Here is a 24,882-nt window from a genome sequence, read left to right as displayed (position 1 = left end):
TCCTCTGCATCGCGTGCGGAACTGACGGCGGGCCTGCGGGCCACCGCGAAAAACAGCGGCGAAAACAGCGGTATCGACCGGGTGAAAAACCGCGGTGTTCCCGTCTGATGCTCTTTCCATCCGGGCGGAAGAGCCGCCGCGGAAAGCAGAAGGAGAAACGCCATGAGCAAGTCCGAGAGCCGCCTCCAGCACGCCGTCTGGCGCAAGAGCAGCCGGAGCGAGGGAATGGGCGACTGCGTCGAGGTGACTGTCGACTACTGGGTCGGCGTCCGCGACTCCAAGAACCCCGAGGGGCCGGTCCTCTGGTACACCGGCGCCGAGTGGGTCGCCTTCCTGGAGGGGGTCAAGCGGGGCGAGTTCGACCTGCGCTGACGCGCGGGCCGGGGTCCGGGCGGCGGCGACCGCCCGGACCGCGGCCTGGTGCGGGCTCATCGGGCGTCCTCGCGGATATCGGCGGCGATCTCGCCGAGCAGTGCAGCGGCCTCGTCGCCGAAAACCGCCATCTGTTCCAGGAGCGCCCAGCGTCCTTCGTAAAGGCGCGTCTCCTCGGGGCGGTGCACGGTAATGCCCGCGTGGACGGTCTCGATCGTCACGTAGGTGTCATGACCGGGTTCTTCACCGTCGGTGAAGATGACGAAACCGTGCGACAAATAAGTGACGGCCGCGGACCGCAGCGGGATCAGGCCGATGGTGACGTTCTCAAGGGTTGCGAGGGAGGCGATGCGATCGAGCTGGGCCAGTTGCACCGACGGAGGCCCCGGACGCCAGCGCAGCCCGGCTTCGCCGATGAGGAAGTCGAACCGGCGCCCGGCGTCGTAGAGCGCGAGCTGGCGGTCGAGCCTGCCGGCCACGGCGGCGGCGAGCTCGTCCTTGCCGTAGGGGAACTCGGGGTACATCGCGAAGACGCGCTTGACGTACTCGGCGGTCTGCAGATGGCCGGGCACGATGCCCGGCTGGAAGGAGCGGACCCACTGCGCTCCGGTCTCCCGGTCCTTGAGTTCGCCCTGGAGGTCGGTGCGCCCCTGCAGCGCCGCCGACCAGGTGTCGACCTCGGTGTACATCGATTCGATCATCGAGGCCAGCCACGCCCGCTTCTCCGCGGGCGCGTCGACCGCGGCCGCCCACGCCTTGACCTGCGGCAGCTTGGGCAGCACCCGTCCCGCTTCGATCCTGGAGATCTGGGACTGGCTCATGCCGATCCGCCTCCCGAGCTCGCGCCCCGACAGCCCGGCGAGCTCGCGCAGTCCGCGCAGCTCGGCCGCCAGCCGAACGCGATCCCCCGCGGCCCGCCCATCCCGCTCCTCATCCGTCATGGCGTCCGACCACCGCTCCCGCCGTCATCGGTGCCGCCCCGTGACCCGATATGAACTTCATGGATACGACGCGAGTCGGCACGTTCTGGTTCGCGCCGGTACCGTTTCGTGACATAAGCCTTGTGACCACAAGGGTGAGCGCGCCCTCACCCGCTTTCGTTTGATTCTGATTGATTCGAGATGATGCAAAGTGAACCACGCTGAGAAGGTTACCGCGAAGACCCGGGCTGCGGAGTGCCCACGTCCGGGCAGCGATGCGAGAAGGGAAGAGGAGCGTCCTGTCCGGCCGCCCCTGGCGGGACCGCCCGCGACCACCCGCTCGTCCCCACGCTTCGGCCGGGACCAGCGGCTCGAGTTCTTCCCGGCGGACTCGGCACGGCACTGCGTGATCTTCGTGGCCGACATCATGGAGTTCAGCAGGCGCGACGACCAGGCGCAGCTGGCCCTTCGTCGCGTCCTCTTCCCGCTCGTCGCCCACGCGTTCGACGGCGCCGGGCTGCCATGGCGGCTCCGCCTGCACGAGGACCGCGGTGACGGAGTCCTCGTCGTCGTCCCGGTCCCGGTGTCGATCGAGCCGGTCGTCCGCGGACTCGTCCGCCGCCTGGTCCGCGGGCTGGCCGAGCACAACCGGTCGGCCGATCCGCCGGATCGGATGCGGTTACGCGCCGCTCTGCACACCGGCATCGTGCATCGCGACCGGTACGGAGTCGCGGGCACCCCGGTGAATCACACGTTCAGGCTGGTGGACGCACCGTCCATCCGCGACGCGCTGACGGCATCGGCGGCGGACTTGGCCTTCGCTCTCTCCGAGACCGCGTACGGCGACCTGACCGTACCCTCCCTCCCCGGCTTCCGCGCGGCTCTGGCCGAGGTCAAGCGCACCAGTGCCCCGATATGGATCTGGACGGGGCGCCCGGTCGATGCGCTCCTTTGACCCCGCTTCCCGGGCCGGCCCAAGCAAGGCTTCCAGTCCCCGACCGCATGAGCATCCGCGCCCACGCGTCACCCGCGACGACGAAGGTGCCGGGGACGCGGACGGCCGTGCGGTCCGGAAGGGCTCCGGTGTCCGCACGGCCGTCGGGACGTCGGGTACGCGGGTCGTGATCAGGTGAGGGCGCTGCCCTTCTTCCACTGGTCGAAGGGCAGCTGCCAGTAGCCCCACCCGTTGTCCCAGGGCAGCTCGCGGTCGGTGCCGGTGACCTTGACGACGTCGCCGCGCTGGGCGAAGTCGAAGAACCAGGCCGCGTTCGAGGTGCCGGCGTGGATGCAGCCGTGGCTCGCGGCCGTCGGGTCGCTCTCGTGGACGTACTCGCCGCTGTTGGAGATGCGGACCGCGTACCGCTCCTCCAGCTTGTAGTACCCGGGGTCGCCCGGCTTGCGGCCCGGCGACTCCATGGTCACCGGGTCGCTCTTCTCCATCGTCAGGTGGACGCCGCTGGTGGTGGTGTACTCGTGCGTCTCGCCGCTGCCGCCGCTGACCTGGAACGAGCGGACGGTCTTGCCGTCGCTCTTCACCGTCATGCGGCCCGCCCGCAGGTTGACGGTGCTGACGTGCGCGGCGCCGATCTTGATGGTCTTGGTGATGTCCTTGACGCCCCAGGCGCCGCCGCCCGCCGCGACGCCCGTCAGCTTGGCCGAGACGGTGACCTTCTGGTGCGCGGGCCAGTACGTCCTGGTGCGGTAGATCACCTGGGTGTTGCCGACCCAGCGCCAGGCGCCCTCGACGGGCTTCTCCGCCTTCACCGTCAGCGCCTTCTCCACCGCCGCCCGGTCCTTCACCGCGTGGTCGAAGCTCACGATGATCGGCACGCCGACGCCGACCGTCTCGCCCGGCATGCTCGGCGTGACGTCCGACACCGCGAGCGACACCGACGGCTTCAGCGTGCTGAACGCGCTGGTCGTCGTGGTCACCTTGCCGTCGTCGCCCTTGGCGGTCGCGGTCACGGTGTACCTGGTGTCCGGCTTCAGGTTGCCCGCCGACTTCCAGCCGGTGCCGTCCGCGTCCATCGCGCCGGTCACCGCGGGCGCGCCCCCGGCGGGCTGCACGGTGACCTGCTGGAGCTTGCCGTGGCCGGCCGTCACCTGGACGGGCGCGTCCGGCTTCACCGCCGTCCCGCCGGTCGCCGGCGTGATCGTCACCGCGACCGGCTTGTCCGCCGCCGCGAGCCCGGCCACGCCCCCGCCGCTGCACGCCGAGAGCGCGAGGACGGCCGTCCCGGCCAGTCCCCCGCCGAGCAGACGCCCCGCCTTGCCATATCGCATCGCACACCCCACGTGACCACATCTCGCGTAACGGCTGTTGAGATGCGTCGAAAGACCAACGAGTTCAGGTTCGCCCGAAAGTACCCGCTGCGCTGCACTGATCCGGCCGGGCGGCCCGAACCCTTCAGCCGATCTTCAGCCGCGGTCCGGCGGAGGCAGGAGGAGGGCGAGGGCGAGGGCGGCGAGCGGGACGAAGCAGAGCAGCGTGAACACGAGCGGCGTCCCGCGGGCCTCGGCGGCCAGCCCGAAGGCGGGCGCCAGCAGGCCGCCGGCGCTGACGCCGAGGCCGAGCGTCACCCCGGCGGCGGTGCCGGGGCGGCCCGGCAGGTAGTCCTGGCCGAGGCGGACGAGCACGGCGAACGGCACGTTGACCGCGGCGCCCGCGAGGACGGCGAAGGGCAGCGGCAGCAGCGGCCCCGGCGCGAGGCGCAGCCCGGCCAGCACGGGGACGGCGAGCGCGGCGCCGATCCGGACGGCCCGGACGGGACCGGCCCGGTCCGCGATCCGCCCGCCCGCGATCGTGCCGAGGACGCCGCCGCCGAGGAAGCACGCGAGCGCCGCCCCGGCGAGCACCGCCGAGCCGCCGAGGTGGCGGATCCAGTAGAGCCCGATGAACGTGGCGATCGCCGAGAACATCGCCGACCGGACGACCGAGATGCCGGTGAGCACCGCGAACGGCCGCCACCGGTCGCGTCCGGGCGCCGCCGCCGGGGCGGCGCCGCCGCGCCCGCGCGCGTCCCGCACCAGCACGAACGCCGCGAGGACGGCGGGCGGCAGGAACGCGGCGGTGCCGCGGGCGCCCCACGCGCCCAGCACCGGCACCGCGAGGACCGGCGCGAGGAAGAACCCGACGGTGCCGCCCGCCGCGAACACGCTCATGCCGGTGACGCTGCCGCCCGCCGCGTCCCGGGCGGCCTTGCCCGCCGCCGGGTGGAACATCGCCGTGCCGAGCCCGGACAGCAGGAGCAGCGTCCACACCACCGCGTACGGGCCGCCGAGGCCCGCCGCCGCGAAACCGAGCCCAGCTAGCAGGACGCCCGCGGCGGCGAGACGGGGCAGCCGGAGCCGGTCCACCGCGACGCCGACGAGCGGCTGCGGCAGCGCGCCGCCGAGCGTCGCGGCGAGGGTGAGGCCGCTCGCCGCGACGTAGCCGTAGTGCCGTTCGAGGACGAGATAGGGGATGCTCGCCGGGACGAGCCCCTGGTAGAAGTCGTCGGCCGCGTGCACCGACGCCCACATCCACATGCGCCGCGGGACGGACGGCGCCCCGGCTCCTTCAGCGATCGTTGCCACCCGGCCAGCATCGCCGCCGGACGGTCCTTCCGGCTGCCGATATCCTGCCCGTATATGTCGCAGATCCGCCAACATCCGGACGGTACGGCGCGGCTGATCCCGCTGGCGTCCCGCGAGCGCGTCGGCTGGCACGTCCACCCTCACCACCAGCTCGCCCACCCGAGCCGCGGCGTGCTGGAGGTCTCGACCGGGGCGGGGTCGTGGATCGTGCCGCCGCACCGCGCCGTCTGGCTGCCCGCCGGGATCGCGCACGCGCACGAGGCGCACGGCCCCGCCGAGCTGCGCACCGTGAACTTCCCCGGCGGGCGGCCGGTGGCGGGTCTCGTGCGGCCCACCGTGCTGGCGGTGTCGCCGCTGCTCCGGGAGGTCATCGTCGCGCTGACCGCCGGCCCCGGGGAGGCCCTCGCGGACGGGCCGCGCCGCAACCTGCTCCGGGTGGCGCTCGACCAGCTCCGCGAGGTGCGCGAGCTGCCCCTGCACCTGCCGCTGCCCGCCGACGACCGGCTGCGCGCCGTCGCCGCCGCGCTCGCCGCCGACCCCGCCGACCCGCGCGGCCTCGCCGCGTTCGGGCGGGCCGTCGGCGCGTCCGAGCGGACGCTCAGCCGGCTGTTCCGCCGCGAGACCGGGATGTCGTTCCCGCAGTGGCGCACCCAGGTACGGCTGCACCGCGCGCTGATCATGCTGGCGGGCGGCGCGTCGGTGACGGGCACCGCCGCGGCCTGCGGCTACGCCACCCCGAGCGCGTTCGTCCAGGCGTTCCGGACCGCCTTCGGCACCACCCCCGGCCGCTTCGGCGACGACCGGTCCCGCTGACGCCCGCCCGGCCGTCCCGGTCACCGCGGCCCGGCGACCGTCCGTCGCGCGGGACCGGCCGCTGGGCGCACCAGAACGGCCGCCGGTCGCACGGTCGCCCCGGCGGGGCTTCCGGCGCCTCCGCGGGGGCCTCCGGGCGGCTAACGTTCTTCTCGTCCGGCCCGCTCCGGTGGACGCCCTGGCTTCGGGGGGAACCAGCGCGGAGACCGTCGAGCATCGGCCGGACGTGGCGGGAGGGGCGCGCGGCCCGGGTCACCCGGGCCGCGCGCCCTCCACACCGCCGCCCCGCGCGTATGGCCTCGCGGCCACCCGAGCGTTACCCTTCATGCCTCCGGGTCCAACAGCGCGGCCCACCGCCGTCGTCCTGCACCGAGGACCGGGCCTTGAGAACTCCAGCACTGCAAGTGCACCACCGCCGCCTCCGGCACTGCCACCTGGTCAGCGTGTGCGGCGAGATCGACATCAGCACCGCGCGGGCGCTCCGGGAGCGCCTCCTCGCCGCCGTGGCGGACGCGTCCGCGCCGCTCGTCCTCGACCTGCACCGCGTGCCGTTCATGGACTCCAGCGGGCTCGGCGTGCTCGCCTCCCTCGCCGAGGGCGCCGCCCGGCGCGGCCTGCCGGTGCGCCTCACCGAGCTGCGCCCCCAGGTCGCGACGGTGCTCGCCGTCACCGGCCTGGACCAGCTCGTCCCCATCGTCCCGACGCTGGACCGCGCCCTGCGCTTCCCCCTCCCCGACGACGACGGCGCGGACCGCTCGCCGGCGCCCCGCTGGCGCTGCGCGCACTGACCGGCCCCTCCACCTGCGCAAGCACTCCCTTACCGCCCCTCTGTACAGCTTCCATACTCTGAAGTATGTTTCCGTACCATGGAGTACGGTGATGAGCTGGTCCGGCGCGTCCGCGCGCTCGCCCCGACGCTCGCCGAGCGCGCCCCCGAGGCCGAGGAGGCGCGGCGCCTGCCGGACGCCACCGTCGCCGACCTCGCCGCGACCGGCCTGTTCGGCGCCCTCGTGCCGAAGCGCTTCGGCGGCGCCGAGCTCGGCTTCGCGCCGCTGGTGGACGCCTTCCGCGCCGCCGGGGCGGGCTGCGCGTCCACCGGCTGGCTGTCGGTGATCTACACGCTGCACAACTGGATGGTCGCGCTGTTCCCCGAGCGCGCCCAGGAGGAGGTCTGGGCGGACCGCCCGCACGCGCTGATCCCCTGCGTCCTGTCGCCCACCGGGACCGCCGCGCGCGAGGGCGACGGGTACCGCGTCACCGGCCGCTGGCCGTGGGGCAGCGGCGTCATGCACGCCGACCACGTCATGGTGATGGCGCTCGTCACCGCCGGCGACGCCATCGAGCCCCGGCTGTTCCTGCTGCCCCGCGCCGACGTCACCGTCCACGACGTGTGGCACACCAGCGGCATGCGCGGCACCGGCAGCAACGACATCGAGGTCGCGGGCGCGCTCGTCCCCGGGCACCGCTCGGTCCCGCTCGCCGACCTGTCCGAGGGCCGCGCGCCCGGCGCGCTGGTCAACACCGCCGCGCTCTACCGGATCCCGCTCGTCCCGGTGTTCGCGCTGACCGGCGCCGCGCCCGTCCTCGGCGTCGCCGAGGGCGTCCTCGCCCGCTTCACCGAGCGGCTGCGCACCCGCACGCTCGCCTACAGCGGCGAGCGGCAGCGCGACCTGATGAGCGGCCAGATCCGCCTCGCCCGCGCGACCGCCGACCTCGCCGCCGCCCGGCTCCTGCTGGACGACGCGGTGCGCGGCCTCGCCGCCGCCGACGCCGGCGGCGCCGACATCGGCCGCCGCGCGCACGCCCGGCTCGTCGCCGCGCACGTCGTCGGGACGGCCCGCGCCGTCGTCAACGAGCTCTGCGCGGCGGCGGGCGCGAGCGCCCAGTTCACCGCGTCGCCGTTCCAGCGGGCGCAGCGCGATGTGAATACGATCTCGGGTCATGTGGTGTTCGACCCGGACGCCGCGTACGCCCTCTACGGCAAGGTCGAGCTGCGGCTCTCCCCGGGCGCGCCGACCCTCCTCTGACGGCGTGAGAGCGGGACTGGGGGGACGCATGGACGGGCGCGGCGGGACGGCCCGCACCAAAGTGGCGCGGCGCGACTGGATCGAGGCCGCCTACCGGGAGCTCGCGCGGGCCGGCGAGCGCGGCGTCGCGATCACCGCGCTGGCCGCCCGGCTCGGCGTCACCAAGGGCAGCTTCTACTGGCACTTCACCGACCGCGGCGAGCTGATGGCGGCCCTGCTGGACCGGTGGGCGCACGAGCGCACCGACGAGATGCTCGGCCTCGCGCTCGGCAGCACCGCCGACCCGCGCGAGCGGCTCCGCCGCATCCAGGCGCTCGGCCGCGACATCGCGCCGGTCGACCGCGCCATGCGGCTCTGGGCGCAGCACGAGCCGGCCGCCGAGGAGGCCGTCCGGCACGCCGACCGCGCCCTGCTCGGGCACATCTCCGCCTGCCTGGAGCAGCTCGGCTGCGACCCGGACGACGCGCGCCTGCGCGCCCTCCTCATGCTCCGCGCCTGGGCCGGCGGCTACCTCGTCCCCTCGCCCCCCGGCGACGACGCCCGGATGCTCGACCTCCTCCTCCCTGACCCCCCGGTCACCGAAAGTTGAGATGCGGCGTGTTGCCCTCTGGGAGCGCTCCCACTGCGCAACACGCCGCATCTCGACGAACGGCGACCAGGTGGTCATGGGGGTGCGGCTCCGGGGGGATCAGCCGGTCCCGTCCCCGGGCAGCGTCTCGACGACCGTGAGGTGCTGGTCCAGCCCGGTGATGTGCAGCATGTGCCGCATCGACTCGTTCGGCTGGGCGAGCACCAGCGTCCCGCCCTCGCCGCGCACCCGCCGCCAGGAGCGCACCAGCGAGTTGATGCCGAGCGAGTCGCAGAACCGCACGTCCTGGAGGTCGATCGCGACGCGCGGGCCGTCCTCGCCCTCCGCGGCGTCCAGGCCGAGCGCCTGCTCGACGGCCTGCAGCAGCAGCGGCGCGCAGGACATGTCGATCTCGCCCGCCGCCACGACGACCCGCCAGCCGGTCCGCCGGACCAGCCGGACGTCCAGCGGCCCGTCCTTGCGCTCCCAGAGCACGTCCACGATCATCTCCTCGGCCGTCCGCACCGCCACGCGGCAGGCTATCCCGTCGCGGGGCCGTCCGCCCCCAGGTGAGCGAGGTCGGCGCCCCCGTCAGCCGCGCGCCCGCTTCACCGCGCGCAGCAGGACGAACTTCGGGTGCGACGCGGCGACGGTGCAGCCGCCGAACAGGCGGCGCAGCCGCACGTGGTAGCCGAGGTGCCGGTTGCCGACGACCCACAGCTCGCCGCCGGGCGCGAGCGCGTCGCGGGCGCCGGCGAACATGCGCAGCGCCGCCGCGTCGGTCGTCGCCTGGTGGGAGTGGAAGGGCGGGTTGTTCAGCACCAGGTCGAGCGAGCCGGGCGGCACCGCCGCCATCGCGTCGCCCGCCCGGAACTCCGCCTTGCCCGAGGCGCCGTCCGAGGCGTTCGCGCGGTAGGTGGCCTCGGCGGACGCGACCGCCTGGAACGACTCGTCCAGGAACAGCACCTCGGCGTCCGGCGCGGCGAGGGCGGCGGCGGTGCCGACGACGCCGTTGCCGCAGCCGAGATCGGCGATCCGCGCGAACCGGGAGGCGTCCGGCAGGTTCTCCAGCAGGAAGCGGGTGCCGATGTCCAGGCGGTCGGCGCAGAACACGCCCGCGTGGTTGACGACCGGCCGCCCCGACATCGCGCCGATGCCCTCCGGCAGCCGGTAGGTGAGCGGCCACGGGTCCGGCGGCGGGCGCAGCGCCGGATCGGGCGCGCAGAAGATCAGCCGGGCCTTGCGGACCGCCAGGGACGTGCGGGTCGGCCCGAGGACCTCCTCGAACAGCCGCAGCGTCGAGGTGTGGATCTCCTTGACCATCCCGGCGCCCACGACCACCGTGCCCGGGTGGACGGCGGGCGCCAGCCGGTGCAGCTGGTCCTCCAGCAGCGCCAGGCTCTTCGGGACGCGCACCAGCAGCACGTCCGCGCGGACGGGCGGCGCGTCCCGCGTCGTCAGCAGCCGGACGGCGCCGGGCGCCCCGTTGCGCTCCAGGTTCGCGCGGGTCGCCGCCTGCGCGAGGAAGGAGTCCGAGATCTGGACGGGCGCGTGCCGCGCGAGCGCCGTCGCCAGCGCGCCCCACCGGTCGCCGACCACGACGACCGCGCCGGACAGGTCGACGCCCTCGTCCGCCAGGTGCCGCAGCAGGTACTCGTCGGCGGCGTCCCAGGCGCGCAGGCGGTCGCGCGGGTCCTCGGGGAAGCGGCCGAGCTCCGGTTCGCCCCAGGGCGTCGCCATGCGCTCCATCGTCCGCCCAGGTTAACGCCCGCGCCGCTAGGCTTGGACGCTCCGCGCAGCCCACCACCGCCTCCGGAAAGCGCCCCGATGACCAACGACGCCCTGCTCGCCCTCGACGCGCTCCGCAAGCCCGGCGGCGCGGCCGTCTACGCCGTCCTCGACACCGAGACGAGCGGCTTCTCGCCGGCCCGCGGCGACGCGATGCTGGAGATCGCGATCGTGCTGCTGGACGCCGCCGGGGAGATCGTCGAAGAGTGGGACAGCCTGCTGGACCCGCGCGGCCCCGTCGGCGCCGACTGGGTGCACGGCATCACCCCGGCGATGGTGCGCGGCGCGCCGACGTTCCGGGAGCTGGCCGGCGAGATCGGCGGGCGGCTCGCCGGGCGGATCATCGTGGCGCACAACGCGTCCTTCGACATGCGCTTCCTGCGCGCGGAGGCGGGCGCGCTCGGCGCCGGCGCCTGGGCGCCCGAGACGCTCTGCACGCAGCGGCTCGCCGGGACGTTCCTGCCGCCGGGCGTCCGCAAGCTCGCCGACTGCTGCGCCGCCGTCGGCATCCCCCTGGACAACGCGCACGCCGCCCTCGACGACGCCCGCGCCACCGCCCGCCTGTTCCGCCACTACCTGCGCAACGCGCCGCGCCCGCTGCCGTGGAGCGACAAGCTCGCCCGCGCCGCCGAGGCCGCCGCCTGGCCCTCGCCGCGCGTCCCGCAGCGGCCGTCCCGCCCCCGGCAGGTGAGCGCGGCGCGGCGCGGGGTAGGGCCCCGGCCATGAACCCCGATGAGGCCGACGCCAAGGTCCAGCTCGCCGTCACCCGCTACCGCCAGGCCGCCGAGGAGGCGGGCGCCGCCCGCGCCGACCTGCTCGTCGCCTACGCCGACGCCGTCCGCGCGGGCCGCACCCCGGAGGAGCTCGCGGCGGACGGCCCGCTCGGCGCCGACGAGATCCGCGCCGGCATCAGCGCAGCGCGGTGACGGCCTCGCGCAGCCCGTCCAGCGCCCGCCGGTAGAACGCCGGGCCGAACGAGATCCGGGCCACGCCGAGCGCGGCGAGGCCCGGCACCGTCATCCCCGGCAGGCAGAGGACGTTGACGGCGCCGAGCGCCTCCACCAGCGCGGAGATCGCCGCCTCGTCCGTCACCAGGATCGGGTAGACGCAGTCGGCGCCCGCGTCCCGGTAGCGGCGGCCGCGCTCGACCGCCTCGGCCAGGTCGCCGTTCCCGGCGGCGTAGACGTCCACGCGGGCGTTGATGACCAGGTCGGGGTCGGCGGCGCGCAGGGCCGCGAGGTAGGCGGCCTGCTCGGCGGCGTCCACGAGCGTCCCGCCGCGGCTGTCCTCCAGGTTCAGCCCGGCGGCGCCGATCGCGCGCAGCCGCTCGGCGAGCGCGCCGGGCGCGAGCCCGTACCCCGCCTCGGCGTCCACCGTCACGGGCACCGAGACGGCGCGGACGACGCGGGCGGCGGCCGCGAACATCTCGCCGGCGGGCGCACCCTCGCCGTCGGGGTACCCGAGCATCGCCGAGATCGCCGCCGAGGCGGTCGCGACCGCCGGATGGCCCGCCTCCTCGACGACCCGGGCGCTCCCGGCGTCCCAGACGTTGGCCAGCACCACCGGATCGCCGGGGCGGTGCAGCGCGCGCAGCGCGGCGTAGTCGGTCATGGCACCGTTTCTACCGCCCGCCCCCCTCGTCCGGACCACCGGGAGGGGCGTGGTGGACTGGCGGCAGGCATCGTACGAAGGAGTCTGCATGCTGCCCTGGTCCGCCGACCTCGCGGGACGCCTGGAAGAGCACACGATCGACAGCGCGCTGCTGCGCGGCAACCCGCTCGGGGACCCGCACGAGCGGCCCGTCCTCGTCTACACCCCGCCCGGCTACGACGCCGATCCCGGCCGCCGCTACCCGTCCGTCTACGTGATCACCGGGTTCACCGGCACCGCCTACATCTGGCGGCAGCGCGCGCCGTTCCGCCGGACCTTCCCCGAGACCGCCGACGCGGTCTTCGCGAGCGGCGAGGCGCCCCCGGCGATCGTGGTGTTCGTGGACGCCTGGACGTCCTACGGCGGCAGCCAGTACCTGGACTCGCCCGGCACCGGCGCCTACCACTCCTACCTGTGCGACGAGGTCGTCCCGTGGGTCGACGCCCGCTACCGGACGCTCGACGCGCCGCGGCACCGGGCGATCAGCGGCAAGTCCAGCGGCGGCTACGGCGCGATGATCACGCCGATGCTGCGGCCCGACCTGTTCGGCGCGCTCGCCACCCACGCCGGCGACGCCCTGTTCGAGTACGCCTACCAGCCCGGGTTCCCGCAGGCCGTCCGGCACCTGCGGTCCTGGGACGGCGACATCGCCGCCTGGTGGAGCGACTTCACCTCCCGCACGTCCTTCACCAAGCCCGAGGACATGGACCTGCTGGAGCTGTACGCCTACACCGCCTGCTACTCGGCGGACCCCGACGGCACGCCCGTCCTGCCGTTCGACCCGGAGACCGGCGTGGTCCGCGAGGACGTCTGGCGGCGCTGGCTGGACGTCGACCCGGTCCGGATGGCCGCCGGGCACGCCGAGGCGCTCGGCGCCCAGCGGGCGATCTGGATCGACGGCGGCAACCGAGACGAGTGGTACCTCGACGTCGGCGCGGCGGCCTTCCACCGCGCCGTCCTCGACGCGGGCGTCCCCGCCGACCGGGTGCACTTCGAGATCTTCAACGCGGCCCACGGCGGCATCGACTACCGCTACCCGCTGGCCCTCGCGTGGCTGTGCGAGCGCATCGGCGAGTGACCTCCGGCGGCCGCCGCGCCGTTCTGTCGGTGGCGGGGGTCACACTGGGGCCATGTGCCGCAGCATCAAGACCCTGAGGCCCCCGTTCGCCGACGAGGTGACCGGCGACGACGTGCGCGCCGCCGCCCTCCAGTACGTCCGCAAGATCTCCGGCTTCCGCGCGCCCGCCGCCCGCAACGCCGAGGCGTTCGAGCGCGCCGTCGCCGAGATCGCGGCGAGCACCGCCGCGCTGCTGGACGCCCTGGAGGTGCGCGGCGGACCGGCCGCCCCGCGCGCCTAGCCGCGCGGGGCGGCCGTCCCTTATTCGGCGGCGACGAGCTCGGCGATCTGGACGGCGTTGAGCGCCGCGCCCTTGCGCAGGTTGTCGCCCGAGGCGAACAGCGCGAGGCCGTTGTCCACGGTCTCGTCGCGGCGGATGCGCCCGACGTAGGTCGGATCCTGCCCGGCGGCCCGCAGCGGCGTCGGGACGTCGGCGAGCACCACGCCGGGGGCGCCGCCGAGCAGCTCGTACGCCCGCTCGGGGGAGACCGGCCGCGCGAACCGGGCGTTGATCTGCAGCGAGTGGCCGGTGAACACCGGGACGCGCACGCAGGTGCCCGACACCTTCAGGTCCGGGATGTCCAGGATCTTGCGGGACTCGTTGCGGAGCTTCTGCTCCTCGTCGGTCTCGGCGCGCCCGTCGTCCACGATCGACCCGGCCAGCGGCAGCACGTTGAACGCGATCGGCGCGACGTAGACCTTCGGGTCGGGGAACGCGACGGCCGACCCGTCGAAGGCCAGCCTCCCGGCGCCCGCGGCGACGGCGGACGCCTGCCCCTCCAGCTCGGCGACGCCCGCGAGGCCGCTGCCCGACACGGCCTGGTAGGTCGCCACGACGAGCGCCTCCAGCCCGGCCTCCTCGTGCAGGGGGCGCAGCACCGGCATCGCGGCCATCGTCGTGCAGTTGGGGTTGGCGATGATGCCCTTCGGGCGCTGCCGCGCCGCGTGCGGGTTGACCTCGGAGACGACCAGCGGCACGTCCGGGTCCATCCGCCAGCCCGAGGAGTTGTCGATGACGACGGCGCCGGCCGCCGCGACCTTCGGCGCCAGCTCCAGGGAGGTGGTCTTGCCCGCCGAGAAGATCACGATGTCGAGGCCGCGGTAGTCGGCCGCGGCGGCGTCCTCCACGGTCACCTCGCCGCCGTCCCACGGCAGCGTCCGCCCGGCCGAGCGCGCCGAGGCGAACAGCCGCAGCTCCTCCACCGGGAATCCCCGCTCGGCGAGGATCGCGCGCAACACCCCGCCGACCTGACCGGTGGCCCCGACGATCCCGATTCTCATGCCGCTCCTCCGCGCAAAAACGTGTGACCTGGGCAGACGGAAGTCTGCCCAGGTCACCGGACGCACGTCCAGTCAATAACCCTTACGCACGACCTTAAGCGCTGCTACACCCATGTCCCGTCCGCGCTCACGTGCCGTCGCCGCGGCTGCCGGGCCCGTCGGTGCGGAAGAAGCGGTCGTCGGACTGGACCGCGTCGGCGTCGTGGGTCGCGGCGTCGCGGACGGTCTCCAGGTCGCCGTCGCCGAACCGGAACGGCCCCACCTTCGCCTTGGCGAGGACGACGCCGACGAGCAGGACGAGCAGGAACGCCACCAGTAGCGCCCCGGCCACCAGCAGCACGATCTGAACGACGGACATGTGACGCTCCCCCCGAGTCACTCTCCGTCCTACCCGCCGCACCGTTCCGTCACCCTGAGTGACGGAACGGCCGTCAGCGGAAGGCGTCCAGGCCCGTGATCGCCTTCCCGAGCGTGAGGAGGTGGATCTCCTCGGTTCCCTCGTAGGTGAGGACGCTCTCCAGGTTGTTCATGTGCCGGATCACCGGGTACTCCAGGGTGATCCCGTTGGCGCCGAGGATCGTCCGGGCCTGCCGGGCGACGTCGATCGCCGCGCGGACGTTGGCGACCTTGCCGAACGACACCTGCTGCGGCGTGACCGCCCCCTCGTCCTTCAGCCGCCCCACCTGGAGCGCGACGAGCCCCGCCTGCCCGACGGCGATCTCCATCCGGGCGAGCTTCTCCTGGGTGAGCTGGAACCCGCCGATCGGCCGCCCGAACTGCTCGCGGGTGGTCGCGTAGTCCACCGCGGCCGCGTAGCAGGCGCGGGCGGCGCCGACCGCGCCCCACAGGATGCCGTAGCGCGCCTCCGACAGGCAGCTCAGCGGCCCCTTCAGGCCGGTCACCCCCGGCAGCACCGCGCCCGCGGGCAGCCGGACGCCGTCGAGGGTCAGCTCGGACGTCACCGACGCGCGCAGCGAGATCTTGCGGTGGATGTCGGCGGCGCCGAACCCGGGCGTCCCGGCGGGCACGACGAACCCGCGGATGCCCTCGTCGGTCCGGGCCCACACGACGGCGACGTCGGCGACCGACCCGTTGGTGATCCACATCTTGGCGCCGTCCAGCACCCAGTCGGAGCCGTCGCGGCGGGCGCGGGTCAGCATGTCGCCGGGGTCGGAGCCGCGGTCGGGCTCGGTGAGCCCGAAGCAGCCGATGGCCTCGCCCGCCGCCATCCGCGGCAGCCACTCGCTCTTCTGCTCCTCGGACCCGAACTTGTGGATCGCGGCCATCGCGAGCGAGCCCTGCACCGACACGAAGCTGCGGAGCCCCGAGTCGGTCGCCTCCAGCTCCCGGCACGCGACGCCGTAGGCGACCGCGCTCGTCCCGGCGCAGCCGTAACCCTGGAGGTGCATGCCGAGCAGGCCCAGCCTGCCGAGTTCGGGCGCGAGCTCGCGGGCGGGGAAGGTGCCGTCCTCGAACCAGCCCGCGACGTGCGGCTCCACCTTCTCGGCGGCGAACGCGCGCACCGTGTCGCGGACCAGCCGCTCCTCGCCGGTGAGCCGGTCGTCCACGCGCAGCACGTCCATGATGCGATCCCCTCCCGCGGTCCCGCCGCCAGGGTAGCCCCGGGGACCTCCGGGGCCGTCTCAGGGTCGATTCGGGGGGATTCCCGATATAACTCGACTCTCCGGCGGGGCATCATCGAGACATGGACTTCGACAAGGACACCACCGCCGCCCCGCCGCCCGCCGACACCCCGCCCCCCGCCGACCGCCGGCTCGTCCGCACCCGCGACGGCCGCATGCTCGCCGGCGTCTGCTCCGGCGCCGGCCGCTACTTCGGCGTCGACCCGAACCTCGTCCGCCTCGGCCTCGCCGCGTTCACGCTGTTCGGCGGCGCGGGCGCGCTGCTGTACGCCGCCGCCTGGCTGCTGCTGCCCGAGGAGGGCGCCGCGACGTCCGTCGGCGAGGACCTGTTCCGCAAGGCCAATGCCGACCCGCGCGTCCAGGACGCCGTCCAGAAGGCCAAGGACTCGCTGAACAAGGACCGGCAGGCGCGCTGACCCGGCGGGCGGTCAGGAGGCGATCTCGGCGTCGGCGGCCGGGACCGGCTCGGGCGCGGGCGCCGGCTCGCGCCCGCGCATCCGGGCGATCACCTCGCCGCGGACCTGGTTCCAGTTGAGCGTCAGCGTCGCCGCCGCCGACAGGCCGAGCGCGCCCGCGAGCGCCACCGCCGTCTCGGGCCCGAGCACCTGCGCGACGGCGCCCGCCGCGAGGATGCCGAGCCCCTGGCCGGCGAGGATGCCCGACTGGGCGAGGCCGAACGCCTGCGCGCGCCCCGCCGCGGGCACCGCCGCGACGAACGCGGCGTTCGCCGCGAGCTGGTAGGCGCTGCCGATCCCCGACAGCGCCCACAGCGCGACGATCGCCCAGAGCGGCGGGTGCACGCCCGCGACGATGAGGGGCGCGCAGGCCAGCATCGCCATCCAGCCCATCGCCCGCATCCGGTTCGTCGGCCGCACGAACCGGCTGAACAGGAACGCGCCGAGCACCATGCCCGTCGGCATCGCCGACATGAGCAGCCCGACGGTGACCGGCCCGTCGTCGAACGAGGCCGCGTAGGGCGCGGCGAGCCCCTCGGGGATCACGTAGAAGGCGCAGAGCCAGGCGAACAGGACCAGCGACCGCAGCAGCGGGTCGCCGAAGACGAGCCGGGCGCCGTCGCGGGTGCCGCGCCAGAGGCCGAGCGAGGCGTCGTCGCGCTTCTTCGGCGCCGGCCGGCCGCGCAGCCCGACCGCCAGGATCACCGCCGACAGCCCGAAGGTCGCCGCGTCCAGCGCGAGCGCCTCGTACTCGCCGACCAGCGTGACGATCGCGCCGCCGGCGACGAAGCCGAGCATCTGGGTGGCCTGGTGGGTGATGTTGTTGATCGCCGCGCCGGCCACGTACCGGTCGCCGGCCAGCACGTCCGGCAGGATCGCGGCGCGCGCCGCGGTGAACGGCGCGCCGAGCAGCACGGTGAGGAACACGATCGCGCAGAGCGCCCAGAACGGCGGCGCCGCGACGGCGATCAGCGCGACCAGCACGGCCCGCGCCACATCGCACACGATCATGACGGTGCGGCGCGGGAACAGGTCGGCGAGGCCCGACAGCACCGGCCCGCCGACGATCGGCGGCAGGTAGGTCAGCGCGTAGGTGAGCGCGGTGAGCAGCGCCGACCCGGTGCGGGAGTAGACGAGGACGGCGAGCGCGAGCTGCGCGAGCTGGTCGCCGACGAACGACAGCGCCTGCGCCAGCCAGAGCGCGCGGAACTCCCCCACCGCGAACACCTCGCGATAGGTGGCCTGCGCCTCCGGCGGCCGCCGGTGCCGGCCGCTCTGCCTTCCCGCCACGCGCGCTCCAAGTCCGTGTGTCCGGTTCGGGCACCCCTCCTATTAACTCACGCTGCGTTGCAGTTATGTGACCTACCGTGCCCATTCGGTGGAAGACATGACCGGGGACGCACTTTCGGCGCCCCGGCCGGACCCGGTCAGTACCCGAGCGTGTGCAACCGCTCGTCGTCGATGCCGAAGTGATGGGCGATCTCGTGCACGACCGTGATGCGGACCTCCTCCACGACCTGATCGCGAGAGTCACAGATCGTCAGGATCTGGTCGCGGTAGATCGAGATCTGATCGGGCAGGACGCCCGCGTACCAGTCGCCGCGCTCGGTGAGGGGTACGCCTTGGTAGAGGCCGAGCAGGCCGGGCTCGGGCGCGTGGTCCTCCACCTGGACGACGACGTTGCGCATGTGGTCGGTCAGCTCGGTCGGGATGGTGTCGAGGGCCTGCCCCACCAGGTCCTCGAAGTCCTCCCGCGACATCTCGATCATCCGTCCATTCTGCGCGATCCCCTGGAGGAACCTTGCTCGACCGGCTCACCGGCCCGCGCGCGCTGCTCGCCTGCCGCGTCCTGGCGGTGGTCGCCGTCGGGCTCCTCGGCGGCCTCGCCGGGCTGCTCGCGGGCGGGCGCGTGCACACGCCGGCCGGGCCGACCGACGTCGACCTGTCGCTCCGGCCGTCCTGGACGGGCGGCACCCAGCTGCAGATCCCGCCCCTCGGCGCGCTGGACCTCGACACCCACGCCGGGCCGATCCGCATCCGCGCGCAGGTCGCCGAGCTGCACCTGAAGCCCGCCACCAAGCTCGTCGAGAACGCCGGGGACACGGACGAGCTCACCGACCGGATCGCCGAGCAGATCTGGCGCGGCGTGGTGAAGATGATGATCCGCGCCGCCGTCGTCGCGCTCGTCGCGGCGTTCCTGGCGGGCCTGGTCGTCTTCCGGTCCTGGCGGCGGGCCCTCGCGTCGATGGGGACGGCGGCGGGCGCGCTCGTCCTCGTCCTGCTGACGGGCTGGCTCACCTTCAACACGAACTCCCTCGCCGAGCCCCGCTACACGGGCCTGCTCGCCAACGCGCCGCAGGTCGTCGGCGACAGCCGCAACGTCGTCGACCGCTTCACCGCCTACCGCGCGCAGCTCGCCCACCTCGTCGGCAACATCTCCCAGCTGTACGCGGCCGCCTCGACGCTGCCGACCTACGAGCCCGACCCGGCGACGTTGCGCGTCCTGCACGTGTCCGACATCCACCTGAACCCGGCCGCGTGGAACGTGATCAAGCAGGTCGTCACCCAGTTCAAGGTGGACCTGGTCATCGACACCGGCGACCTGATGGACCACGGCACCAAGGCCGAGGACAAGTTCGCCGCCGACATCTCCAAGATCGGGGCGCCCTACGTCTACGTCCGCGGCAACCACGACTCGCGCGGCACGCAGGCCGCCGTCGCCCGCCAGAAGAACGCGATCGTCCTCGACGACGCCATGAAGACCGTCGACGGCCTGCGCATCTACGGCGCCGGCGACCCCCGCTACACGCCCGACAAGAAGACCGGCGACGACTACGTCACCCCGCAGCAGATGGCCGCGACCGGCTCCGCCCTCGCCGCGAAACTGCGCCCGACCACGACGCCGCCCGACATCATCGCCGTCCACGACCCGAACGAGACCCGCTCCTTCACCGGCCTCGCGCCCCTGCTGCTCGCCGGGCACACCCACCAGCGCTCCACCGAGCTGCTGCCGTCGGGCTCGCGGCTGTTCGTCCAGGGCTCCACCGGCGGCGCGGGCCTCCGCGGCCTGGAGCACGAGGAGCCGACGCCGATCGAGCTGTCGGTCCTGTACTTCAACCGCATCACCCACCGCCTCCAGGGCTGGGACGACCTGCGCCTCGGCGGCCTCGGCCTCACCACCGCCCAGATCGAGCGCCACCTGGAGCCCAAGCCGGACCGCCCGATCACCCCGCCGGCCCCGCCGAGCCCCGCCCCGGCGCCCGCCGCGCCGTCCACCACGCCCGCGACCCGGCCCGCGACCCCGCCCGCGACCCGCGCCCCGTAACCGTTTGCGCGTCCCATCTGGTTGTCCTCTATGCTGGACGGCATCGGTGGTGGACTGCCCACCGCCACGGGCCCCCTTCGTCTAGCGGCCTAGGACGCCGCCCTTTCAAGGCGGTAGCGCCGGTTCGAATCCGGTAGGGGGTACCACCAGCACGATCACCGTCCCGGCCGTCCAGGACGCCCCCGCCCGCGAGCCCTTCCCGACGCCCGCTCCTCTTCTACCCCGAGGGCCGGCCGGCGCGGCGGGTCAGCAGGAGGCAGGACGCGGCGGCGGCCGCCGTGACGGCGAGCGTCCACAGCCAGCCGGCGTCGAACGCGCCGTCCGCGCCGAGGACGGCGACGAGCATCGCGACACCGAGCCCCGTCCCCACCTGGCGGGCCATCGTGACGGCCGCCGAGCCGGTCGAGAAGGCCTGCGGCGGCACCGCCGCCAGGCCCGCGCCGATCAGCGTGGGCAGCGCCAGGCCGACGCCGACGCCCGTCAGCAGCATCCCGGGCAGCATCCCCGCCGCGTAGCCGTCCTCCGCCCAGAGCGCCCACCAGCCGATGCCGGCGGCGAAGGCCACGCATCCCGCGAAGGCGAGCCGGCCCGCACCGGCGCGCCTGGCGATCGGCGCCGCGCCGATCGCGAGGCCGGGCACCATCAGCGGTCCCGGCGCGATCGCCAGGCCGGTGCGGAGCGCCGACCAGTGCCACGTCTCCTGGCACCACAGCACCGCCGACAGCAGCATCGCGGCGAACGCGACCGCGAACAGCAGGTTGGCGAGCAGCGCCGGGCCGAACCCCGGCAGCCGGAGCAGCGCGGGCGGCAGCAGCGGCGCCGGGGCGCGCAGGTTCCGCCGCGCGAACAGCGCGAGCAGGACGGCCGTCGCCGCGAGCGCGCCGAGCGTCCGCGGCGCCGTCCAGCCCCAGTCGCCGCCCTTGACGACGCCGAGCATCAGCGCGGCCGTCCCCGCCGTGAGCAGCGCCGCGCCGGGCAGGTCCGGCCACGGCCCGTCCGGGCGCGCCGGCGGGCGCGGCAGCACGACGGCGCCGCCGACCAGCGCGGCCAGCCCGATCGGCACGTTGACCAGGAACACCCAGCGCCAGTCGAACTGGGTGAGCAGCCCGCCCACGACCGGGCCGAGCGCCGCCGCGGGCCCGCCGATCGCGGCCCACCGGCGCACCGCCGCCGTCCGCCCGTCCGGCGGCGCCGCCGCGAGCAGCAGGCCGAGCGACGCGGGGATCAGCAGCGCCGTCCCCGCCGCCTGGACGACGCGCGCCGCGACCAGCGTCCACACGCCGGGCGCCACGGCGCAGAGCGTGGAGGCGGCGGTGAACACCCCCAGCCCGGCCAGGTAAGCGCGGCGCGCGCCGACCCGGTCGGCGAGGCCGCCCGCCGGGACCAGCAGCGCCGCGAACACCACCGCGTAGGCGCTGAGCACCCACGACAGCTCCGACAGGGACGCCCCCGCGTACTGGCGGCCGATGTCGGGCAGCGCGACGTTCACGATGAACATGTCCAGGTTGGACATCGCCACCCCCGCCGCCACGACGGCGAACACCGCCCCCGGCCTGACCCGCGCCACCACCGGCCCGGCGGGGACACCCGCCCGACTGCTCACACCGCTCAACGCACGTCCTCCACTGCCCGCTCCGCCCTTCCAGCGAGTTGGAAAACCCAACCCACTGCGCGACCGTAACAACCCCGCCCCTCCCAGGACAACCCGGCACCCCCCGGCCGTCAGCCCACCGAGCGCGCCAACCGGAGCTGATGCGCCGTCCCGAGGTGGGCCCCGTCCGGCCCCCAGGCGTCGATGACCTCCTCGTTCCACCCGCTCGCGTCCGCCCCGCCGGCACGAGCGCGCAGCAGCACCCACGGCGAGGACGCGCCCGCCAGCGCCTCCGCCGGCCGGACCGCGTACTCCAGCGTCGGCACCTGCGCCAGGCCGGGCAGGATCGCGGCGTAGGCGGGGGCGAGCGCGTCCATGAGCAGCACCAGGCGGTGCGCGTCGGGCGGCGCGTCGTCCTCGGTCAGCCGCACCCACGCCGTCAGCTCCGGCTCGGCGCCGCCCGCGAACGGCCGGTTCGGGCCGACGGGCCGGACCTCCCAGAACGCCGAGATCGGCACGAACTCCGGCGGCACGACGAAAACCTCGCACTCCCCAGGCGGCGGCGCCGCGGGCGCCGGCGGAGCCACCGGCGGATGCGCACCCCCACGCGGCACCGAGAAGACCGCCGAAGCGTCCGCCAGCGGCTCGCCACCGGCCGCCAATCCAGCGGCGAGCATCGCGATGCGCCCCGCCCGCCGCACTTCCACGGAAAGCCCGAAAGGACGATCGACGCCTCGGTACAGCCGCGCCGACGCGCTCCTCAACCGGGCGTCCGGCACCCGCCGCTGCATCGCGACCGTGGCGAGCGCGAGCACGAGGCCGCCGTGCAGGCCGCCGAACCCCGCGAACCGGCCATCGGGAACGACATGCCCCTCCCCGGCCGCGGCAAGCATCCGCCCAGGTGAAGACGGCAGAACAGAAGTCACGGAGAACGCCCCCATCGGCAAGGTTGGAAAAACAAACCCACTCTACGGGAACCGGCCCCGCGGCCGCCCGCTCCCCCGCAGGGTTCGCCCGCCTCTCGCGGGGTAGTGGCGCGGCACGATGATGGAGTCCAGATGACGCCGCCGGACGGAACGCTGACCGTCGGGGTCGAGCACCTCGCCGAAGGCCAGGTGCTCGCGACCGTCGCCGGTGAACTCGACTACGGCAACGCCGACCGCCTCACCGACCGCCTCGGCCCCGAGACGGGCCCGGGGCGCATGCTGCTCGACCTCGGGGGATTGGAGTTCTGCGACTCGATCGGCCTCAACGCGATCGTCCGGCTCTGGAAACGCATGCACGAGGCGGGCGGCGAGCTCGTCGTCGTCCGCACCTCGCCGCTGCTCACCGAACTGATGGAGATCACCGGCCTCGCCGAGCTGCTCGGCGCGCGCTGACCCACGTGAAAAGGCCGCCCTCTCCGTTCCGGGAGGACGGCCTGGCGGGACGCCCCGCTCAGAGCAGCGTCGGCCGGTCCAGCGCGCCGCGCGCCTGCGCGAGCGACTCGTGGACGGTGAACGCGCGGTCGAGGCCGGTGATGCGGAGCAGCTTGCGGACCGGCGGGCGCGGCGCGGCGAGCGTCAGGCCGAGCCGGCTGCCGCGCGCCCGGCGGCGGATGCCGACCAGCAGGGCGAGGCCCGCGGCGTCGCAGAACGTCACGGCGGACAGGTCGATGACGACGGGCGCGCCGGCGCGGTTCAGCGCGACCAGCATCTTCTCGCGCAGCGCGGCGGTGGACGCGAGGTCCAGCTCGCCGCTCAGCGCGATGATCGTATGGTCGGGAAGATGGCGCACGGTCATGGTGACGCGGTCCTCGGCGATGCTGCCGGGATGCATAGTGTCTCCGATCGGGAGGTTCAGGCGGCGGCTGCCGTCCGGACGGGGCCGCTCGCCGCGAGCCGGGCCGCACGTCCGGCGATCGCCCACCGGCCCGCGGGGGGCGGGGCCGGGCGGCTCGTCCGTGGTCCCACGCGGGACCGAAAGTCTGGTCGCCAGGGCCGCGCGGACTCTCGTCGTCCTTCCGCGGTCGCCTCGGCGAACCCGACTGTACACCTCTCCCGCGATACGTACTGTTACCTTTTACTCACATACTGCCGAAACCGCCACACCGGCCATCACCCGGGGCTGCATCCATCCCCCGCCCACGGCGGCCCCTTCCGCCGATCGCGGCACCGCCGCCACACTTCCCCATCCTCGGCGACAGCGGTTCCGCGACCGTCCGACCAGGCGAGCGCCCCACCCCTGAAGCACCCCGGCCACACTCCACCCTCCCCCAGGCACCCCACTCTCACCACCAAGCCACACCATCCACCAGATGAACACCCCGCAACCACACCGAACAAACGTTCGACGATCAACTATCCTGGCCCCATGACAGGCGCCTTCCAAGCATCACTCCTGGACACCGCCGACACCCCGACGCTCACCCCGCTCGCCGGCACCGTCCGCCGCACCCACCTGCCCCACGGCGCCTGGATCGACCTGCGCCCGTCCTGGATCGCCGGCGCGGACCCGCTCTTCGAGCGCCTCCTCGACGCCGTCCCCTGGCACGCCGGCTCCCGCCGCATGTACGACCGCGTCGTCGACGTCCCCCGCCTGCTCGCCTTCTACCGCGAACACGACCCGCTCCCCGACCCCCTCCTCACCGCCGCCCGCGACGCCCTCACCGAGCACTACGCCCTCGAGCTAGGCGAGCCCTTCACCACCGCGGGCCTCTGCCTCTACCGCGACCACCGCGACAGCGTCGCCTGGCACGGCGACCAGACCGGCCGCGGCGCCACCGAGGACACGATGATCGCCATCGTCTCCCTCGGCACCCCCCGCCCCCTCCTCCTGCGCCCCCGCGCCGGCGACTCCCCCACCCGCCGCTTCGACCTGGGCCACGGCGACCTCCTCGTCATGGGCGGCACCTGCCAACGCACCTGGGAACACGCCATCCCGAAGTCCGCCCGCCCCCAAAGCCCCCGAATCAGCATCCAATACCGCCCCCACAACGTCCGCTGACCCTCACCCCCGCCGTCGCTCCCGCACCTTCTCCGCCACGACCGCGGCGGCCTTCACCGGATCCTCGTGCTCCCAGAAGCGCAGCACCGCCCACCCCGCCTCGGCCAGCCGCTCGTTCGTGTCGGCGTCCCGCTCCCGGTTCCGAACGACCTTGTCCGACCAGTACCCGGCGTTCGTGGCCGCCTTGGTGTGATGCTCAGGACACCCGTGCCAGAAGCACCCATCCACGAAAACGGCGACCTTGGCCTTGCCGAACACGAGATCCGCCGTCCGCCTCAGCTGCGGCAACGGCCGCGCCGACACCCGATAGCGCAACCCCATCGCATGCACCGCCCGCCGAAGCGCCATCTCCGGCTTGGTGTCCCGTGACTTGTTGCTCTGCATGCTCTTCCGCACACCCTCACTGGACGCGCCCACCGGCCGCTCGACGCTCACGCCCCAACCGTACGGAAAGTCCCCACCGACGAACGCCCCGTACGCGGATAATCTCCAGCAGACCCAAGATCGAGGAGTGGGCGATGACGCGCTTCACCAGTCTTGAGATCTGCGCCGGCGCCGGCGGCCAGGCGATCGGCTTGGAGCAGGCGGGCCGGGACCCGGAAGACACAATTCCATCAACAGCGAAGCCCCTGGCAGCAGCAAGGGATTCCGACCCTCACTATCCACGCCAGAGGCATCACTAGCCGCATAATCGCAATGCGATCTGCCCTGAACTGCCGAGTTCACCATGAAGAGCGATCTCAGGTGAGCCAGTTACCGCAACATCATGGC

General features: G+C 74.2%; 29 protein-coding genes and 1 tRNA gene. 15 read left to right on the top strand and 15 right to left on the bottom strand.

Going from position 1 to position 24,882, the window contains the following annotated elements; all coding sequences use genetic code 11:
* Positions 1-162 precede the first annotated feature (162 nt).
* Positions 163-372, top strand: a complete 210-nt coding sequence (locus tag K1Y72_RS26395) for a DUF397 domain-containing protein (RefSeq protein WP_220169170.1) — start codon at positions 163-165, stop codon at positions 370-372.
* A gap of 56 nt (positions 373-428) precedes the next feature.
* On the opposite strand, the gene K1Y72_RS26390 is transcribed toward K1Y72_RS26395, so the two are convergent.
* The gene (locus K1Y72_RS26390; RefSeq protein ID WP_220169169.1) at positions 429-1,313 is read right to left on the bottom strand and encodes a helix-turn-helix domain-containing protein; all 885 of its coding nucleotides are present in this window, start codon (positions 1,311-1,313) and stop codon (positions 429-431) included.
* Between the two features lie 385 nt (positions 1,314-1,698).
* On the opposite strand from K1Y72_RS26390, the gene K1Y72_RS26385 reads away from it, so the two are divergent.
* Entirely contained in the window at positions 1,699-2,247 is a 549-nt protein-coding gene (locus K1Y72_RS26385; protein WP_220169168.1) for a hypothetical protein, read from the top strand.
* A 170-nt stretch (positions 2,248-2,417) separates the two neighbouring features.
* Here K1Y72_RS26385 and K1Y72_RS26380 read toward each other — a convergent pair whose 3' ends face one another.
* Positions 2,418-3,575 carry a L,D-transpeptidase gene (locus tag K1Y72_RS26380; RefSeq protein WP_220169167.1) on the bottom strand — a complete coding sequence of 386 codons (1,158 nt, stop codon included), beginning with the start codon at positions 3,573-3,575 and terminating at the stop codon, positions 2,418-2,420.
* Between the two features lie 135 nt (positions 3,576-3,710).
* Positions 3,711-4,868, bottom strand: a complete 1,158-nt coding sequence (locus K1Y72_RS26375; RefSeq protein ID WP_308287241.1) for an MFS transporter — start codon at positions 4,866-4,868, stop codon at positions 3,711-3,713.
* 54 nt (positions 4,869-4,922) lie between these two features.
* Here K1Y72_RS26375 and K1Y72_RS26370 point away from each other — a divergent pair, with 54 nt between their 5' ends.
* From K1Y72_RS26370 to K1Y72_RS26355, 4 genes are all read left to right on the top strand, one after another.
* Complete coding sequence (locus K1Y72_RS26370) at positions 4,923-5,681, top strand: AraC family transcriptional regulator (protein ID WP_220169165.1); 759 nt, start codon at positions 4,923-4,925, stop codon at positions 5,679-5,681.
* Positions 5,682-6,064: 383 nt separating this feature from the next.
* On the top strand, positions 6,065-6,469 hold the full coding sequence (locus tag K1Y72_RS26365; RefSeq protein WP_220169164.1) for an STAS domain-containing protein: 405 nt from the start codon (positions 6,065-6,067) through the stop codon (positions 6,467-6,469).
* A 78-nt stretch (positions 6,470-6,547) separates the two neighbouring features.
* Entirely contained in the window at positions 6,548-7,708 is a 1,161-nt protein-coding gene (locus K1Y72_RS26360) for an acyl-CoA dehydrogenase family protein (protein ID WP_220169163.1), read from the top strand.
* Between the two features lie 4 nt (positions 7,709-7,712).
* The gene (locus tag K1Y72_RS26355) at positions 7,713-8,297 is read left to right on the top strand and encodes a TetR/AcrR family transcriptional regulator (protein ID WP_220169162.1); all 585 of its coding nucleotides are present in this window, start codon (positions 7,713-7,715) and stop codon (positions 8,295-8,297) included.
* 99 nt (positions 8,298-8,396) lie between these two features.
* Here the strand turns inward: K1Y72_RS26355 and K1Y72_RS26350 are convergent, their stop codons facing one another.
* Both K1Y72_RS26350 and K1Y72_RS26345 read right to left on the bottom strand, forming a co-directional pair.
* The gene (locus K1Y72_RS26350) at positions 8,397-8,807 is read right to left on the bottom strand and encodes an STAS domain-containing protein (protein WP_220169161.1); all 411 of its coding nucleotides are present in this window, start codon (positions 8,805-8,807) and stop codon (positions 8,397-8,399) included.
* Between the two features lie 60 nt (positions 8,808-8,867).
* Positions 8,868-10,016 (bottom strand): methyltransferase, encoded by a 1,149-nt coding sequence (locus tag K1Y72_RS26345; protein WP_258573786.1) that lies wholly within the window; start codon positions 10,014-10,016, stop codon positions 8,868-8,870.
* An 87-nt stretch (positions 10,017-10,103) separates the two neighbouring features.
* Between K1Y72_RS26345 and K1Y72_RS26340 the strand changes: the two genes are divergently transcribed.
* Entirely contained in the window at positions 10,104-10,790 is a 687-nt protein-coding gene (locus tag K1Y72_RS26340; protein WP_220169159.1) for a 3'-5' exonuclease, read from the top strand.
* Positions 10,787-10,990: a hypothetical protein gene (locus K1Y72_RS26335; RefSeq protein WP_220169158.1), complete on the top strand. Its 204-nt coding sequence runs from the start codon at positions 10,787-10,789 to the stop codon at positions 10,988-10,990. The genes K1Y72_RS26340 and K1Y72_RS26335 overlap by 4 nt, the downstream gene beginning before the upstream one ends.
* Here K1Y72_RS26335 and K1Y72_RS26330 read toward each other — a convergent pair.
* Positions 10,974-11,675, bottom strand: coding sequence for an isocitrate lyase/PEP mutase family protein (locus K1Y72_RS26330; protein ID WP_220169157.1), 702 nt, complete (start codon positions 11,673-11,675; stop codon positions 10,974-10,976). The genes K1Y72_RS26335 and K1Y72_RS26330 overlap by 17 nt on opposite strands.
* Positions 11,676-11,763: 88 nt before the next feature.
* On the opposite strand from K1Y72_RS26330, the gene K1Y72_RS26325 reads away from it, so the two are divergent.
* Together K1Y72_RS26325 and K1Y72_RS26320 are read left to right on the top strand one after the other, a co-directional pair.
* Positions 11,764-12,792, top strand: a complete 1,029-nt coding sequence (locus K1Y72_RS26325; RefSeq protein WP_220169156.1) for an alpha/beta hydrolase-fold protein — start codon at positions 11,764-11,766, stop codon at positions 12,790-12,792.
* A gap of 52 nt (positions 12,793-12,844) precedes the next feature.
* On the top strand, positions 12,845-13,072 hold the full coding sequence (locus tag K1Y72_RS26320) for a DUF2277 domain-containing protein (RefSeq protein ID WP_220169155.1): 228 nt from the start codon (positions 12,845-12,847) through the stop codon (positions 13,070-13,072).
* A 20-nt stretch (positions 13,073-13,092) separates the two neighbouring features.
* Here K1Y72_RS26320 and K1Y72_RS26315 read toward each other — a convergent pair whose 3' ends face one another.
* The 3 genes from K1Y72_RS26315 to K1Y72_RS26305 all read right to left on the bottom strand — a co-directional run bounded on the left by K1Y72_RS26315 (position 13,093) and on the right by K1Y72_RS26305 (position 15,695).
* Positions 13,093-14,112 (bottom strand): aspartate-semialdehyde dehydrogenase, encoded by a 1,020-nt coding sequence (locus K1Y72_RS26315; RefSeq protein WP_220169154.1) that lies wholly within the window; start codon positions 14,110-14,112, stop codon positions 13,093-13,095.
* A gap of 127 nt (positions 14,113-14,239) precedes the next feature.
* Positions 14,240-14,470 carry a hypothetical protein gene (locus K1Y72_RS26310; RefSeq protein ID WP_220169153.1) on the bottom strand — a complete coding sequence of 77 codons (231 nt, stop codon included), beginning with the start codon at positions 14,468-14,470 and terminating at the stop codon, positions 14,240-14,242.
* A gap of 73 nt (positions 14,471-14,543) precedes the next feature.
* Positions 14,544-15,695 carry an acyl-CoA dehydrogenase family protein gene (locus K1Y72_RS26305; RefSeq protein WP_220169152.1) on the bottom strand — a complete coding sequence of 384 codons (1,152 nt, stop codon included), beginning with the start codon at positions 15,693-15,695 and terminating at the stop codon, positions 14,544-14,546.
* Between the two features lie 122 nt (positions 15,696-15,817).
* On the opposite strand from K1Y72_RS26305, the gene K1Y72_RS26300 reads away from it, so the two are divergent.
* Entirely contained in the window at positions 15,818-16,171 is a 354-nt protein-coding gene (locus tag K1Y72_RS26300; protein ID WP_220169151.1) for a PspC domain-containing protein, read from the top strand.
* 12 nt (positions 16,172-16,183) lie between these two features.
* Here K1Y72_RS26300 and K1Y72_RS26295 read toward each other — a convergent pair whose 3' ends face one another.
* Together K1Y72_RS26295 and K1Y72_RS26290 are read right to left on the bottom strand one after the other, a co-directional pair.
* Complete coding sequence (locus K1Y72_RS26295; RefSeq protein ID WP_220169150.1) at positions 16,184-17,500, bottom strand: MFS transporter; 1,317 nt, start codon at positions 17,498-17,500, stop codon at positions 16,184-16,186.
* A 137-nt stretch (positions 17,501-17,637) separates the two neighbouring features.
* The gene (locus tag K1Y72_RS26290) at positions 17,638-17,979 is read right to left on the bottom strand and encodes a metallopeptidase family protein (protein ID WP_220169149.1); all 342 of its coding nucleotides are present in this window, start codon (positions 17,977-17,979) and stop codon (positions 17,638-17,640) included.
* A gap of 32 nt (positions 17,980-18,011) precedes the next feature.
* Between K1Y72_RS26290 and K1Y72_RS26285 the strand changes: the two genes are divergently transcribed.
* Positions 18,012-19,535, top strand: a complete 1,524-nt coding sequence (locus K1Y72_RS26285; RefSeq protein ID WP_258573781.1) for a metallophosphoesterase family protein — start codon at positions 18,012-18,014, stop codon at positions 19,533-19,535.
* A gap of 70 nt (positions 19,536-19,605) precedes the next feature.
* Positions 19,606-19,681 (top strand) — tRNA-Glu (locus K1Y72_RS26280).
* Positions 19,682-19,752: 71 nt separating this feature from the next.
* On the opposite strand, the gene K1Y72_RS26275 is transcribed toward K1Y72_RS26280, so the two are convergent.
* Together K1Y72_RS26275 and K1Y72_RS26270 are read right to left on the bottom strand one after the other, a co-directional pair.
* Positions 19,753-21,138, bottom strand: coding sequence for an MFS transporter (locus K1Y72_RS26275; RefSeq protein ID WP_308287240.1), 1,386 nt, complete (start codon positions 21,136-21,138; stop codon positions 19,753-19,755).
* A 119-nt stretch (positions 21,139-21,257) separates the two neighbouring features.
* Positions 21,258-22,019: an acyl-CoA thioesterase gene (locus tag K1Y72_RS26270; RefSeq protein WP_220169148.1), complete on the bottom strand. Its 762-nt coding sequence runs from the start codon at positions 22,017-22,019 to the stop codon at positions 21,258-21,260.
* A 165-nt stretch (positions 22,020-22,184) separates the two neighbouring features.
* Here K1Y72_RS26270 and K1Y72_RS26265 point away from each other — a divergent pair, with 165 nt between their 5' ends.
* Positions 22,185-22,505: an STAS domain-containing protein gene (locus tag K1Y72_RS26265; RefSeq protein WP_220169147.1), complete on the top strand. Its 321-nt coding sequence runs from the start codon at positions 22,185-22,187 to the stop codon at positions 22,503-22,505.
* A 58-nt stretch (positions 22,506-22,563) separates the two neighbouring features.
* Here the strand turns inward: K1Y72_RS26265 and K1Y72_RS26260 are convergent, their stop codons facing one another.
* Positions 22,564-22,944: an STAS domain-containing protein gene (locus tag K1Y72_RS26260; protein ID WP_220169146.1), complete on the bottom strand. Its 381-nt coding sequence runs from the start codon at positions 22,942-22,944 to the stop codon at positions 22,564-22,566.
* 534 nt (positions 22,945-23,478) lie between these two features.
* Between K1Y72_RS26260 and K1Y72_RS26255 the strand changes: the two genes are divergently transcribed.
* Positions 23,479-24,111: an alpha-ketoglutarate-dependent dioxygenase AlkB gene (locus tag K1Y72_RS26255; protein WP_220169145.1), complete on the top strand. Its 633-nt coding sequence runs from the start codon at positions 23,479-23,481 to the stop codon at positions 24,109-24,111.
* A 3-nt stretch (positions 24,112-24,114) separates the two neighbouring features.
* On the opposite strand, the gene K1Y72_RS26250 is transcribed toward K1Y72_RS26255, so the two are convergent.
* Complete coding sequence (locus tag K1Y72_RS26250; RefSeq protein WP_308287239.1) at positions 24,115-24,546, bottom strand: very short patch repair endonuclease; 432 nt, start codon at positions 24,544-24,546, stop codon at positions 24,115-24,117.
* Positions 24,547-24,882: the final 336 nt, after the last annotated feature.

Origin of the sequence: Actinomadura parmotrematis (assembly GCF_019458805.1) — a bacterium.
Taxonomy (GTDB): Bacteria; Actinomycetota; Actinomycetes; order Streptosporangiales; family Streptosporangiaceae; genus Spirillospora; species Spirillospora parmotrematis.
The sequence above is the reverse complement of the archived record's forward strand: the minus strand, read 5'-3'. Positions and strand labels throughout refer to the sequence as shown.